Genomic DNA, 13344 nt, shown 5'->3' on the forward strand with positions numbered 1-13344 from the left:
GGTGGCTAGCGCCGCTCGAGGCGCTGGAATTTGTAGCGCAGCCCGTTCTCGGATGTCAGCCAGTCGCCGTCGCGGACGAGTTCGAACTCGTCGCCGAAGCGAGGTGCGAAGACGGGGGTGTCGATGGGGAGAACGTGGACGTCGATAAGCGTGCGCTCAATCACGTCAACCTCGTCCAGCGTGGCCTCGTACAGCTGGCCACCGCCGATGATCCACGCGTCGGTTTCAAGGTCCGGCAGGTCGGTGGACACGTAGGCGCCGTTGGACCACGTGCCCGGCTGGCGCGACGACAGGACGTGGTTGGTGCGGCCCGGAAGCGGGCGCTTAGGCAGCGCTTCCCACGTGCGACGACCCATGATGATGGGGTGCCCCATGGTGGTGTCCTTGAAGTGTTTCAGGTCCTCCGGCAGGTGCCACGGCATCGTCTCGCCATCACCGATCACGCCGTCGACGCTCTGCGCCCAAATTGCTCCAAGTGTTGGCATTACACGGACACCTTCGCGCTAATCGTCGGGTGCGGGTCGTAGCCTTCGACCTCGATGTCGTCGAAGGTGTAGTCGAAGATCGACGCCGCTTTGCGCAGCTTGAGTTGCGGATAAGGGCGTGCCTCCCGGGAGAGCTGCTCCTCAACCTGATCAACGTGGTTGTTGTAAATGTGGCAGTCGCCGCCCGTCCAGATCAGCTCGCCGACCTCAAGTCCTGCCTGCTGGGCGAACATGTGGGTTAAAAGCGCGTAGGAGGCGATGTTGAACGGCACGCCGAGGAACATGTCCGCGGAGCGCTGGTAGACCTGCATCGACAGTTTTCCGTTGGCGACGTAGAGCTGGAACAGCAGGTGGCAGGGCATGAGCGCCATCTTGTCCAGCTCAGCGACGTTCCATGCGGAGACCAAGATGCGACGCGAATCGGGATTTTCGGTGAGGTCTTTCATCACCTGCTCGATCTGGTCGATGTGGCCGCCGCCGGGGGTCGGCCACGAGCGCCACTGCACGCCGTAGACCGGGCCCAGCTCGCCGTTCTCATCTGCCCACTCGTTCCAGATGCGAATGCCGTTGTCTTGCAGCCAGCGCACGTTTGAGTCGCCGCGCAGGAACCAGAGCAGCTCGCCTACGACGGCCTTGAAGTAGACCTTTTTCGTAGTCAGGAGCGGGAACGACTCGGACAAGTCGTAGCGGATCTGGCGGCCGAACACGCTGCGCGTGCCGGTGCCGGTGCGGTCGCCCTTCGCGGTGCCGTTTTCCAGCACGTCGCGGAGCAGGTCCTCGTACGGGGTGGGGACTGACACTAGTTTGAGACTCCTTCGTAGCTGCCGTGCTGCTCAACGTAGCGCGCGCAAGCGGCGAGAATGTCATCGGCCAGCTCGGGACGGCAAATCAGAAGATCCGGGATATAGGTGTCGGCGTTGTTGTAGCGCAGCTCGGAACCGTCGAGGCGGGAGCAGTGCAGGCCCGCGGCCATAGACACGCCCACCGGCGCGGCCTGGTCCCACTCGTATTGGCCGCCGGCGTGAACGTATGCGTCGTAATCGCCGAGGAGCACGTGCATGGCCTTCGCTCCCGCGGAGCCCACCTGGGCCACCTCGAAACCCAGCTCGCCTGCAACGTGCTGCGCGATTGCGGGCGGGCGGTTGCGGCTCATTGCGATCTTTCCCGCGAACGGGCCGGAGACGTGGCGCACGTCGGACGATTTGAAAACCACGCCGAGATCCGGCAAGCCGACGGCGGCGTGGGTGGGCACCCCGTCTTCAACCAGCGCCACGTGCACGGCCCAGTCTTGGCGGCCGGTGGCGAACTCCTTGGTGCCGTCGAGCGGGTCGACGATCCACACGCGGCGGTTCTCAAGGCGCGCTGGGTCGTCCGCGGCCTCTTCGGACAGCACGGCGTCTCCGGGGCGGTGTTGTTCGAGCACGCGGGCGATCCAGTTCTGGGCGAGGTCGTCTCCCGCCTCACCGAGCTCGCGGCCGCGGAGCAGGCCGACGCCGCGGATGCCTTTCAGGATCTCGCCGGTGCCCTGCGCGATCAGATTGGTCAGCCTGGAATCCGAGTACTGGGCGCTCATAGGCTTTAAGTTTAGCCGGTCTGCCGAGTTTCGGGGCTGGGCTGCAGGTTGGCGGGGTGCGTCTGCCCGGAGCAACCGGAGGCGGCAGCGTGCCTGCAGTGGGCCTGCAGCGTGCCGACTACCCGCTGCCGTAGCGGCGTTCCAAGATGCTGCTTGAAGAGTGTTGCTTGCAGATGGTCATTAACCGCCGTCGCGGAAATCGGGCTGGGGCCGGTTACTCGGTTAATGACCATCTGCAAGCAACACTTTGGGGGTGACCATGTGCGTCCGTCCGGGGTAACTGGGGTTTTGCCGGCACACCGGCCGTCGCCCTCCCACACGTGGCACGTGAAGTGGCAAGCTCCCTAGAAGCTTCCATCGAACCCCGCCGCGGTAGGATCCTCGCCATGTCCGACAACGTGCTCGCCCGCTTCCACCCGCAGGTGGCGACGTGGTTCGAGGAGGTTTTTTCCGCGCCCACCGCGGTGCAAGACCAAGCGTGGCGCTCGATCTCGGCGGGGGAGAACACCCTCGTTGTCGCTCCAACCGGCTCCGGCAAGACGCTGGCGGCGTTTCTGTGGTCTTTGAACTCGTTGGTTGAGCGCTCCGGGCAGCAGGCGCTGCCGATCAGCGGGGGCGAGAAATCCACGCACGGCGGCACCCGCGTCCTCTACATCTCGCCGCTCAAAGCGCTCGGTGTGGATGTTGAGAACAACCTGCGAGCGCCGCTCGCCGGCATCGCGCGCGTGGCTCTGCGGATGGACAAGCAGATGCCGGACATCTCCGTCGGTGTGCGCTCCGGCGACACCCCCCAGGCGGAGCGCAACCGCCAGCTGCGCAAACCGCCAGACATCCTGATCACCACGCCGGAATCGCTCTACCTCATGCTCACCTCAAAGGCGGCGGGGATCCTCAAAACCGTGGACACGGTGATCGTGGACGAAATCCACGCGCTCGCGGGCACGAAGCGCGGCGTTCACTTGGCGCTGTCGCTGGAACGGCTCGAGCGCCTTGCGGGGAAGTTCCAGCGCATCGGTCTTTCCGCCACGGTGCGGCCGATGGAAACAGTGGCGAACTTCCTAGGCCCGCGAACCACGATCATCAACCCGCCCGCGGAGAAGAAGTGGGAGCTTGACGTCCGGGTCCCGGTGGACGACATGAGCGACCTGCCGGTTCCGGAGGACGCATCCACCATCGGCGAGGCGGTCGTGGACGACCAGCTGGGCTTCGGCGGCGAGCCGACCGAAACGTTCAGCGGGGCGCACCAGAGCATCTGGCCGCACATTGAGCGCGCGGTGTACGACGAGGTGATGGCGCACCGCTCGACCATCGTGTTCGTGAACTCCAGGCGCGCCGCAGAGCGGCTCACCAGCCAGCTCAACGAGCTGTGGGCCAAGGAGCACACCCCGGAGTCGCTGAGCGCGCCGACGCGGCGCCCGCCCGCGCAACTGATGAAATCCGTCGACACCGCTGGCCACGCGGCGCCGGTGATTGCGCGCGCCCACCACGGCAGCGTGTCGAAGGAGGAGCGGCTCCAGACCGAGACCATGCTGAAAGAAGGCTCGCTGAAGGCCGTGATCTCCACTTCCTCCCTGGAGCTGGGTATCGACATGGGTGCGGTCGATCTGGTCATCCAGGTGGAATCGCCGCCGAGCGTCGCCTCTGGCTTGCAGCGCGTCGGCCGCGCCGGGCACTCCGTCGGCGCGGTCTCTGAGGGCATTTTTTACCCCAAGCACCGCTCCGACCTTGTCCAGGCCGCGGTGACCGTCCCGCGGATGCGAGAGGGGCTGATCGAGGAGCTCAAGCCGCCGCGCAGCCCGCTCGACGTGCTCGCCCAGCAAACGGTGGCGGCGGTCGCGTTCGAGGACTTGAACGTGGACGAGTGGTACGACACGGTGCGCAAAGCCTGGCCCTACCGCGACCTCGCTCGCGACGTGTTCGACTCGGTGATCGACCTGGTTACCGGCGTGTACCCGTCCACGGACTTCGCGGAACTGCGTCCCCGCGCGATCCTGGAGGGTTCCATACTCAAAGCCCGTCCCGGCGCGCAACGAGTCGCGGTGACCAACGCCGGCACGATCCCGGACCGCGGCATGTTCGGGGTGTTCCTGGTCGGTTCCGACGCGGAGGGCGGCGTGCCCAGAAGGGTCGGTGAGCTGGATGAGGAGATGGTGTACGAGTCGCGGGTCGGCGACGTGTTCACGCTCGGCGCGTCCAGCTGGCGGATTGAAAACATCACGCGCGACCAGGTGCAGGTCTCCCCGGCGCCCGGGCATACGGGCCGTCTGCCGTTTTGGACTGGTGACGGGTTGGGTCGGCCGTATGAGTTGGGGAAGGCGGTTGGGGCGTTTCGTCGACAAGCAAAAAGCTCCCTGGACCCTTCCTTGGACCAGCGGGCGCGCAGCAACCTCCTGCAATACCTCGAGGAGCAGGAGGAAGCCACCGGCATACTGCCCGACGACACGACACTGGTGCTCGAGCGCTTCACCGACGAGCTGGGGGACTGGCGGGTGGTGCTGCACACCCCGTTTGGCAAGGGGGTGAACGCCGCGTGGGCGCTGGCGACGGGGTGGCGTGTGAGCCAGGAGACCGGGATGGACGCGCAGGCGGTCGCGGGTGACGACGGCATTGTGCTGCGGCTGCCGCAGGGGGAGAAGGAGCCGGACGGGTCGCTCTTCCAATTCGACCCGGACGAAATCGCGGACATCGTCACCGAGCAGGTGGGCAACTCGGCGCTGTTCGCGTCGCGCTTCCGCGAGTGTGCCGCCCGCGCCCTGCTCCTGCCGCGTCGCAACCCGGGCAAGCGCGCCCCGCTGTGGCAGCAGCGGCAAAGGGCAGAGCAGCTTTTAGACGTCGCGCGCAACTACCCGTCTTTCCCCATCATTTTGGAGACCGTGCGCGAGTGCCTGCAGGACGTTTACGACCTGCCCGCGCTGTCCGAGGTGATGCGCGACATCGCCACCCGCCGCGTGCGTATCGCGGAGGTGACAACGGAAACACCAAGCCCGTTCGCCTCATCGCTGCTGTTCAACTACACCGGCGCGTTCATGTACGAGGGCGACACCCCGCTCGCGGAGAAGCGCGCCGCGGCGCTGTCGCTGGACCCGTCGCTGTTGGCCAAACTCCTGGGAACCGTTGAGCTGCGGGAACTTTTGGATGCGGACATCATTGCCGAGGTCGACGCGAGCTTGCGCCGCGTGGGCCGCGCGGAAACAAGCGAGCAGTTCGCCGACACGCTGCGCATCGTGGGCCCGATCCCGGTAGACGAGCTTTCGCTGTATACCTCCGTGCCCTTGATCTCGCTGGAGCAGGCGCTGGGGCCGGCGCGCATGATGCGGGTGCGCATCGGCGGTCGCGAGCACGTTGCGCAGGTGCTGGACGCCCCACTTCTCCGGGATGCGTTAGGCATCCCGGTCCCGCCCGGCGTCCCTGCCCAAGTGCAGACGATTCCGGACGCGCTGGCGCAGCTGGTCAGCCGCTGGGTGCGCACGCGCGGGCCGTTCGTCTTAAGGGATTTAGCGGACGCGTTCGGGTTGGCGGTTGGCGCCGCTTATTCCGCGCTGCAACCGTTGGTGGACGCGGGCAAGGTGGTGGCCGGGCGCTACCGACAGGGCGTGGACGAAGAGGAGTACGTCGCCGCGGAGGTACTGCGGATCATCCGCACCCGTTCTTTGGCGGCTGCGCGCGCCCAAACCCGACCGGTCACCCAGTCGGCGTACGCCCGCTTTTTGCCGGCGTGGTCGAACGTGGCTCCGCACGGTGTTACACCGGCGCTGCGCGGAGCTGACGGCGTGTACTCCGTGCTTGAGCAGCTGGCCGGAGTGCGGTTGCCGGCTTCCGCGTGGGAGTCGCACATTCTGCCCTCTCGCGTGGGCGATTACTCCCCGGCGCATCTGGATGAGTTGACCGCGAGTGGTGAGATCGCCATCGTCGGCGCGGGCAAAGCTGGCGCCCGCGACCCGTGGATCATGCTTCTGCCGGCCGACTACGCCGCCCAGCTCATGCCGCAGGTGGACGAGCCGCTGCTGAGCTTGACCCAGTCGCAGGTGATGGAGAAAGTGCGTCGCGGCGGCGGATTCCTCTTCCAGGATCTCCTCGAGCCGACCACCACCACCGAGGAGCTGCGCGAGGCGATCTGGGATCTCGTCGAGGCCGGGTTTGTGGCCCCGGATTCTTTCGCCCCCGTTCGAGCGAGGTTGGCCGGCGGGAAGACGGCGCACCGGGCGAAGCGGAGGCCGTCAAGAAGCAGGGTGCGCTCGGGCCGCACCTCGTTCGCTACCCTGACTCCGCCCGACATGGTCGGCCGCTGGTCGCTCACCCCGACCCCGGACGCTGACGCCACGCGCCGCTCGGTGGCGCTAGGGGAGTCACTTTTGGACCGCTACGGTGTGGTCACCCGAGGCTCAGTCGTTGCCGAGGACATTCTTGGCGGGTTCGCGCTGGCCTACAAAACGCTGGCCGGGTTCGAAGAATCGGGCAAGGCGATGCGCGGCTACCTCGTCGAGGGGCTCGGTGCGTCGCAGTTCTCCACGCCAGCAACCATCGACCGGCTGCGCGGCCACCAAGATTCGGACGACGTGGTCGGCTGGCCGTCGGGTGCCCGCGACCCGCTCGTCCACGTGCTCGCCGCCACCGATCCGGCGAACCCGTACGGTGCCGCGCTACCGTGGCCAACCCAGGGACCGACCCGCTCCGCGGGGGCAATGGTGGTGCTTATCGACGGCCTGCTGGCCGCCCACATCACCCGCGGCGGAAAAACTATGACCACATTCTTCAACGCGTTTCCAGACGGTGTTGGCGACCCGATGCCGCTAGTTGTCGACGCCCTGGCGCACGCCGTGCGCGCCGGGCGGATGGAGCCTGTCGGGGTGGAAAAGCTCAACGGGGAACCCGCGTTCAGCCTGAAGCAGTACGGCGCGACCGTGACGCACAAGGGCGTGAAGATCGGTGCGAAAGCCACTGCGCCGCCGAAGCGGCGCGGCCGGAGCGTGGCCGAGGCGCTCGAAGAGCTGGATCCAGATCCGCCCGAGGGCTTAAGTTTCGACGACTGATCGACCCCAAAAGCCCCCGGCATCGCGGCGCGGTTGCGCAGGGTGGTTGAAGGAGACCCGGACGGGTACCCTCGCACGCATGCCCGAAGGTGATTCCGTCTACCAGCTGTCGAAACGCCTCCAGTGGATGGCCGGTCGCGAGGTGACCCGCACGAGCATCCAGGTCCCGCGCTACGCCACCGTCGACTTCACCGGCATGACGTGTAAGCGGGTGTGGCCCTACGGTAAACACCTCTTCATGGAGTTCGCGGCGCCGGGCCACGAACCGCAAATCCTGCACACCCACCTCAAAATGGAGGGCACGTGGTCGATGCACAGGGTGGGCACCAGGTGGCGAAAGCCCGGGCATGCTGCGCGCGTGGTGTTGCAGCTTGACGACGCCCCCCAGCCCGACATCGAACTCGTCGGTTTTTGGCTCGGCCTCGTCCGCGTGTTTCCGGCCCGCGAATATGAGGCGGAGATGGGCTACCTCGGCCCCGACCTCTTGGACCCGGATTTCGACTTCGACGAGGCGGTGCGGCGGATTCAGGCCCACCCCGATCTCGAAATCGGCCGCGCGCTGTTAGACCAGCGCAACCTTGCCGGCATCGGCAACGAGTACCGCGCCGAGATCAATTTTCTGGCTGGGACGCATCCGCGGGAGAAGGTGGGGGAGGTGGACGTCGGCAAGCATGTGCTCCTTGCGCGGCGCTTGATGTGGGCGAACAAGGACTCCCCCGTGCGGGTGACCACCGGGGTGAAGCGTGCAGGGGAGACGAGCTACGTCTTTGGGCGCAACAACAAGCCGTGCCGGCGCTGCGGCACGTTGATCAAGAAGGACTTTCTCGGCGGCGAGGGAGACTTGGAGCGGGTGATCTGGTGGTGCCCGCAGTGCCAGCCGGAGCCTTAGCAGGGCGCCGACTTCAGGCAAAACCTCTATGGTTGCCGGTGTCCCAGACAAGCTCAGACGATTGGTTCGACCTCGCGGTGTGGCTTGCTGTCGATCATCCAGAGACCACCGACATTGCTGAGCGGTTACGCAGGGTGGTTATTATGCCTTAGCCGGCGCGTTCTTCTCCCGCACCGCGCGGCGGATGAAGAACGCCACGAACCCGAGGATGATCAGCAGCAGCACCACGTAGATCACCTTGGAGTACGCGTCGACGTAGCCGGTGGCCTTCTCCCAGTTATCGCCGAGCAGGTAACCCAAGTAGATCAGGATGGCGTTCCAAATGCCGGAGCCGAGCGTGGTCCACAGACCGAAAGTGATGAGGTTCATCCTGTCTAGGCCCGCGGGGATGGAAATCAGCGAGCGGATACCCGGGATCAACCGGCCGAAGAAGATCGATGGCTTGCCGTACTTGTGGAAGAAGTCCATCGCCTTATCCACGTCCGAGGCCTTGACCAGCCACATCCAATCGGCGATCCTGCGCAGGCGCTCCAGCCCGAGCCACGCGCCCACGCCGTAGAGCACGTACGCGCCGACGACCGAGCCGAGCACCGACCAGATGAACACATTGAGCATGTTCAAGCTGCCCTGCGCGACAGTGAAGCCGGCGAGCGGCAGCACCACCTCGGAGGGGATGGGCGGGAACAGGTTCTCCAAAAGGATCGCGATGCCGACGCCGGGGGCGCCGAGTGTCTCCATCAGGTTGACGATCCAGTCGATGATGCTCTGCATTGCGCCAATCTTGCCCTATTCGACATCCAGCGACCAAGTGTGCACCGGCGCGCCGGACTCCTGATTCTTCAGGTATTGGCGGAGCACCCGGGCCAGCGCTTGCCGACGCTCCCGTGAATCTGGCCTGGTGCCCCCTCCCACAACGTTGAGGGCGTTGAGCTGCCACATCGCCCCGTTCTGGCGTGTGTTCACCCGGCCTTCAATGATGCCGAGGGACTCGTCGATGCAGGCTTGGTCTACGTTCAGCGCTTGCAGCCCGTCTTCCGCGATCGCAAGGAAGTGCTCGCTGACCAGCTCGGTGACGGGGAGCGTGCCGAGGGTGGGCCACGTGAGGTTGGCGGTCAGCCCGTGCCGGGATCCTTGGCGAAAGTTCTCCCGCGCGTCGTCGAAGCTTAAACGCGACCACACTGGGCGGGTTTGTTCGGCCAGCGTTTTCACGCAACCGTAGAAAAACGCGGCGTCGGCGACGATGTCTTTGACGGTTGGGCCGGCGGGTAGCAGCCGGTTCTCCAGCCGGATGTGGGAGAGCTCCCCGCTGGGATCGTAGATTGGGCGGTTCCAGCGCCAGATGGTGCCGTTCTGCAAGTTGAGGTAGTGCAGGCCGGGGTTGTTGCCGTCCATCGCTTGTTTTCCGGCCTCTGCGCGTCCCTCGGGCAGAAGCGGCGAGAAGTAGCGGACGTTCTCCTCGAAAAGGTCGAACACTGACGTGATCCAGCCGTCGCCGAACCAGACGCGCGGGCGAACGCCTTGGTTGATCAACTCTTGGGTGCGCGTGTCCATCGCTTGCTTGAACACGGGGACGCGGGACTCGTGCCACACCCGGTAGCCGAGAAACAGCGGCGAGTTCGCGGACAACGCTACCTGCACGCCGGCGATGGCCTGCGCCGCGTTCCACGCGCTCGCGAACATGTTCGGCGCTACTTGCAGGTGCAGCTGCATCGAGGTGCAGGCAGACTCCGGCGCGATGCTTTCGAAGTCGTGGGCGTAGTTCTCTTCGCGCCACAGGTTCATCTGCACGAGCTCGCCGCGCGACTCCATCACCGAATTGTTGAGGCCGGCGTAGCGGTTCTCGGGCGTCATCCACACCGGATCCTCGAGGAACTCGGTGGTCAGCGTGGGCAACGAGCCCACCATGGCGACAGTGGATCCGGCGTCGCGGGCGGCGCGGCGGACGTCGTTAAGCCTTTGCTCTATCCCCTGTTCCAGCGAAGCAAGCCCGTCACCCGCGATGGCGAGCGGCGGGTGGTTGAGTTCGACGTTGAACTGGCCCACCTCGGATTGGAACTCGTCGCTTAAACCTTCGAGCACGGCCATGTTGTTTGGGTGGGGCTGCAACTGGTCGTCCACGAGGTTGAGCTCGAGCTCGAGGCCGATCGTGCCGTGCGCCACGAACTCGGCGTCCTGCAGGTGGCGGTCGAACTCCTCCAGCTCCTGCTCAAGCTGGCGGCGGTAGACAGTGCGTTGGCGCGGTGAGTAGCTGTCGCGCGAGACCTTGTCGCCCATTAGCGGTGGTGCCGGTACCAGGTGATCAGGGCGTCGGTAGATGCGTCGCCCGTCGCGGCGTCTTCTTTACCTTGGACGGCCACGGCGAGATCGTTTGCCTGCGTCTTGCCAAGCTCCACGCCCCACTGGTCAAAGGAGTTGATGTCCCAGACCGCGCCCTCGGTGAACGTGATGTGCTCGTAGAGCGCGATCAACGTGCCCAGCGCGAACGGGGTGAGTTCTTCTGCGAGGATGGTGGTGGTCGGACGGTTGCCCGGCATTGTTTTGTGGGCGGCGAGCTCTGTGGTGACGCCGTCGGCCTCGACTTCCTGCTGGGTCTTGCCGAAGGCGAGCACCTTGGTTTGCGCGAAGAAGTTGCCCATCAAAAGGTCGTGCATGGACCCGGTGCCGTCCGCGGTGGGGAAGTCCTGCGCTGGGCGCGCGAACCCGATGAAATCAGCCGGGATCAGACTCGTTCCTTGGTGGATGAGCTGGAAGAAGGCGTGCTGGCCGTTGGTGCCCGGCTCGCCCCAGAACACTTCGCCGGTGTCGTAGGTCACGCGCGTGCCGTCCCTGCGCACCGATTTACCGTTGGACTCCATGGTCAGCTGCTGCAGGTACGCGGGGAAGCGGGAGAGATCCTCGGAGTACGGCAGCACAGCGTGTGTCTGAGCGCCGAAGAAATTGCGGTACCAGATGTTCAAAAGCCCCATCAGAGCGGGAACATTCTCACCGAGCGGAGCGAGACGGAAATGCTCGTCCATGGCGTGGAACCCCTCGAGCAGACGCATGAAGTCCTCGGGGCCGATCACGGCCATAAGGCTCAGCCCGATCGCGGAGTCCATGGAGTAGCGTCCGCCGACCCAGTCCCAGAACTCGAACATGTTCTTCGTGTCGATGCCGAAGGCCGCGACCTTCTCGGCGTTGGTGGACACCGCAACGAAGTGCTTGGCCACCGCGGCCTCGTCCCCGTCGAAGTGCTCGAGCAGCCAGCGTTTGGCGGCGTGCGCGTTGGTGAGCGTCTCTTGGGTGGTGAACGTTTTGGAAGCGATGATGAAGAGCGTCTCTTCCGCGTCGCAGCGATCCAGCACCGCGGCGATGTCGGCAGGGTCGATGTTGGAGACGAACTCCGCGGAGATACCGGCGGTGGCGTAGGCGCGCAGCGCCTTCGCGGCCATCGCGGGGCCCAGGTCCGACCCGCCGATGCCGATGTTGACGATGGTGGTGATCTTGCGGCCCGTGTGGCCCTTCCACTCGCCGGAGCGCAATGAGGTTGCGAAGGCGCGCATCTGCTGCAGGACCTTGTGGACGTCCGCGGTGACATCTTGGCCGTCGACAGTCAGCTCGGCGTCGGCCGGCGCGCGCAAAGCGGTGTGCAACACGGCGCGATCCTCGGTGTTGTTGATCCGCTCGCCGGCGAACATCGCCTCGGTGCGACCCTTCAGGTCCACTTCCTCCGCGAGCGCGACGAGGGCGTCGAGAACATCGTGGTCGATGAGGTTCTTCGACAGGTCGACCCGCAGACCGGCGGCGTCGAAGGTGAAATGCTCCGCGCGTTTACTGTCTGCGGCGAAGAGATCCCGCAGCGTGACCCGCGTTTTCTCGGCGTGCAGTTTCTGCAGGTTTCCCCAGGCGGCTGTACCGGTGATGTCCGTCATGGCTCCAACGGTAGACAACATTTACGCATAATGGCGGGCATGAGCATTGTGAAGATCAACGCTATTTCTGTTCCTGAGGGACAGGGTGAGGAGCTGGAGCGCCGCTTCGCCGCCCGCAAGCACGCGATCGACGCGCAGGCGGGGTTCGAGGGCTTTCAGCTGCTTCGCCCCGTCAAGGGCGAGGAGCGCTACTTCGTGGTCACCCGCTGGACAGATGAGGCGTCCTACCAAGCCTGGTGGGAGGGCGAAGGCCGCGCGGGCCACGCCAAGCCGGCGGGGGAGCGCGGCGGTGCAGAACACGCCGCGCCGGTTTCCACACGCGCGGAGCTGCTCGAGTTCGAGGTTGTCCTCGACTCTCTGGAGGAAGACCGCTAAGCCTGGGCCTTCAGCGCCTCGACCACAGCCTCGCCGACGCCGGTGGCGCTCATCGGGTTCTGCCCGGTGATCAGCTTGCCGTCTACCACCACGTGCTTGGTCATCGGGATGCGGGCGGTTATGTATTCCGCAGCGTCTGCCGACAGGCGCTCTTCCAGGCTGAATGGGACTTCGTCGGCGCGGCGGGCGAGTTTTTCCTCCGCCCAGGAGTAGCCGGTGACCTTGCGGCCGCGCAGCAGCTCGGTGCCGTCAGCCGTGCGAACGCCCAAGAGACCAACCGGGCCGTGGCAGACGGCGGAGACAATCTTTTCCGCGTCGGCGAAGTAGGCGACGGCGTTGTTGACCTCGTCGGTGAGGAAGTCGAACATCGTCCCGTGGCCGCCGATCAAGAAGATACCTGCGTAAGCCTCGAGGTCGACATCGGCAATGGCGGGGGAGTCGTCGAGCTGCGACATGAACTCGGGGTCTTGGTAGCGCTTGTTGGTCCCGCCTAGCTGGATCACGGGCGGCTGCAGGCTCACCGGGTCAACAGGGATCACCCCGCCGCGCACGCTGGCGAGGTCCACCTCGTGGCCGGCATCTGTCACTGCGTCGAAGAAGTGGGTGTACTCGCCCAGCCACACGCCGGTGCGCAAACCGGACGTTTCGTAACGGTGGGCGGAGGTGGAAAGCGCCAGAAGTTTCATGCCCCTTTTCTACACCGGGAAGCAGTGCGGGCGGCGGGCTTAGCCGAGTTTGCCGCGGCCCAAGCGGAGCAGAATCTGGGCGAGGCCCGGTCCTTCTTCCCCCAGCTCGTCCCGGAACTGGTTGATGATCGCCACTTCGCGGGTGTGCACCAGCTTGGTGCCGCCGGAGCCCATCCGGGTCTTGCCGATGGCTTGGGAGATCTCCGTGCGGCGCTTCACCGCGTCGAGGATAACGCGGTCGAGGCGGTCGATCTCCTTGCGGTATTCCTGGATCTCCGCATCCGACAACGGGTCATCGGTACCGGACGGCAGGCGGATCTCAGGCTTAGTCATAAACGACAATTATGCCACCGCCTCCGGGCCGCGTTCGAACATTCGAAAACCGCGTTCGGGCG

Annotated in this window: 11 protein-coding genes; 3 read left to right on the forward strand and 8 right to left on the reverse strand. The window is 65.5% G+C overall.

Features of this window, described 5'->3' with window-relative positions; all coding sequences use genetic code 11:
- Window positions 1-5: 5 nt before the first annotated feature.
- From V6D40_RS04270 to V6D40_RS04280, 3 genes are read right to left on the reverse strand one after another with little or no spacing between them, the layout of a single operon-like run.
- The gene (locus V6D40_RS04270) at window positions 6-485 is read right to left on the reverse strand and encodes a dihydrofolate reductase (RefSeq protein ID WP_334289129.1); all 480 of its coding nucleotides are present in this window, start codon (window positions 483-485) and stop codon (window positions 6-8) included.
- The gene (locus V6D40_RS04275; RefSeq protein WP_334289130.1) at window positions 485-1285 is read right to left on the reverse strand and encodes a thymidylate synthase; all 801 of its coding nucleotides are present in this window, start codon (window positions 1283-1285) and stop codon (window positions 485-487) included. The genes V6D40_RS04270 and V6D40_RS04275 overlap by 1 nt, the downstream gene beginning before the upstream one ends.
- A complete protein-coding gene (locus tag V6D40_RS04280; protein WP_334289131.1) occupies window positions 1285-2058 on the reverse strand; it encodes a 3'(2'),5'-bisphosphate nucleotidase CysQ in 774 nt (257 codons plus the stop codon). Before V6D40_RS04280 ends, V6D40_RS04275 begins: the two co-directional genes overlap by 1 nt.
- A gap of 386 nt (window positions 2059-2444) precedes the next feature.
- Here V6D40_RS04280 and V6D40_RS04285 point away from each other — a divergent pair, with 386 nt between their 5' ends.
- Window positions 2445-7088, forward strand: a complete 4644-nt coding sequence (locus tag V6D40_RS04285) for an ATP-dependent helicase (protein ID WP_334289132.1) — start codon at window positions 2445-2447, stop codon at window positions 7086-7088.
- Window positions 7089-7167: 79 nt separating this feature from the next.
- Window positions 7168-7977, forward strand: a complete 810-nt coding sequence (locus V6D40_RS04290; protein WP_334289133.1) for a DNA-formamidopyrimidine glycosylase family protein — start codon at window positions 7168-7170, stop codon at window positions 7975-7977.
- Between the two features lie 141 nt (window positions 7978-8118).
- Here the strand turns inward: V6D40_RS04290 and V6D40_RS04295 are convergent, their stop codons facing one another.
- Genes V6D40_RS04295 through pgi form a run of 3 tightly spaced genes read right to left on the reverse strand, consistent with a single transcriptional unit; the run spans window position 8119 to window position 11888 of the window.
- Complete coding sequence (locus V6D40_RS04295; RefSeq protein WP_334289134.1) at window positions 8119-8748, reverse strand: DedA family protein; 630 nt, start codon at window positions 8746-8748, stop codon at window positions 8119-8121.
- Window positions 8749-8763: 15 nt separating this feature from the next.
- Complete coding sequence (locus tag V6D40_RS04300; protein WP_334289135.1) at window positions 8764-10251, reverse strand: glutamate-cysteine ligase family protein; 1488 nt, start codon at window positions 10249-10251, stop codon at window positions 8764-8766.
- Entirely contained in the window at window positions 10251-11888 is a 1638-nt protein-coding gene (gene pgi, locus V6D40_RS04305; RefSeq protein WP_334289136.1) for a glucose-6-phosphate isomerase, read from the reverse strand. Before pgi ends, V6D40_RS04300 begins: the two co-directional genes overlap by 1 nt.
- A gap of 39 nt (window positions 11889-11927) precedes the next feature.
- Between pgi and V6D40_RS04310 the strand changes: the two genes are divergently transcribed.
- A complete protein-coding gene (locus V6D40_RS04310; RefSeq protein WP_334289137.1) occupies window positions 11928-12263 on the forward strand; it encodes an antibiotic biosynthesis monooxygenase family protein in 336 nt (111 codons plus the stop codon).
- On the opposite strand, the gene V6D40_RS04315 is transcribed toward V6D40_RS04310, so the two are convergent.
- Both V6D40_RS04315 and V6D40_RS04320 read right to left on the reverse strand, forming a co-directional pair.
- The gene (locus V6D40_RS04315) at window positions 12260-12949 is read right to left on the reverse strand and encodes a type 1 glutamine amidotransferase domain-containing protein (RefSeq protein ID WP_334289138.1); all 690 of its coding nucleotides are present in this window, start codon (window positions 12947-12949) and stop codon (window positions 12260-12262) included. The two genes, V6D40_RS04310 and V6D40_RS04315, sit on opposite strands and share 4 nt — an antisense overlap.
- 39 nt (window positions 12950-12988) lie before the next feature.
- Window positions 12989-13282 carry a chorismate mutase gene (locus V6D40_RS04320; RefSeq protein WP_334289139.1) on the reverse strand — a complete coding sequence of 98 codons (294 nt, stop codon included), beginning with the start codon at window positions 13280-13282 and terminating at the stop codon, window positions 12989-12991.
- Window positions 13283-13344 lie beyond the last annotated feature (62 nt).

This window comes from Corynebacterium sp. Marseille-Q4381 (assembly GCF_036881695.1).
In the GTDB taxonomy this organism is placed as follows: Bacteria; Actinomycetota; Actinomycetes; order Mycobacteriales; family Mycobacteriaceae; genus Corynebacterium.

What these genes read in the sequence shown, in the direction of transcription:
- V6D40_RS04300 (WP_334289135.1), bottom strand. Translation starts at nt 10,251, where the DNA reads ATGGGCGACAAGGTCTCGCGCGACAGCTACTCACCGCGCCAACGCACT.
- V6D40_RS04310 (WP_334289137.1), top strand. Translation starts at nt 11,928, where the DNA reads ATGAGCATTGTGAAGATCAACGCTATTTCTGTTCCTGAGGGACAGGGT.
- V6D40_RS04315 (WP_334289138.1), bottom strand. Translation starts at nt 12,949, where the DNA reads ATGAAACTTCTGGCGCTTTCCACCTCCGCCCACCGTTACGAAACGTCC.
- V6D40_RS04285 (WP_334289132.1), top strand. Translation starts at nt 2,445, where the DNA reads ATGTCCGACAACGTGCTCGCCCGCTTCCACCCGCAGGTGGCGACGTGG.
- pgi (WP_334289136.1), bottom strand. Translation starts at nt 11,888, where the DNA reads ATGACGGACATCACCGGTACAGCCGCCTGGGGAAACCTGCAGAAACTG.
- V6D40_RS04270 (WP_334289129.1), bottom strand. Translation starts at nt 485, where the DNA reads ATGCCAACACTTGGAGCAATTTGGGCGCAGAGCGTCGACGGCGTGATC.
- V6D40_RS04280 (WP_334289131.1), bottom strand. Translation starts at nt 2,058, where the DNA reads ATGAGCGCCCAGTACTCGGATTCCAGGCTGACCAATCTGATCGCGCAG.
- V6D40_RS04290 (WP_334289133.1), top strand. Translation starts at nt 7,168, where the DNA reads ATGCCCGAAGGTGATTCCGTCTACCAGCTGTCGAAACGCCTCCAGTGG.
- V6D40_RS04295 (WP_334289134.1), bottom strand. Translation starts at nt 8,748, where the DNA reads ATGCAGAGCATCATCGACTGGATCGTCAACCTGATGGAGACACTCGGC.
- V6D40_RS04320 (WP_334289139.1), bottom strand. Translation starts at nt 13,282, where the DNA reads ATGACTAAGCCTGAGATCCGCCTGCCGTCCGGTACCGATGACCCGTTG.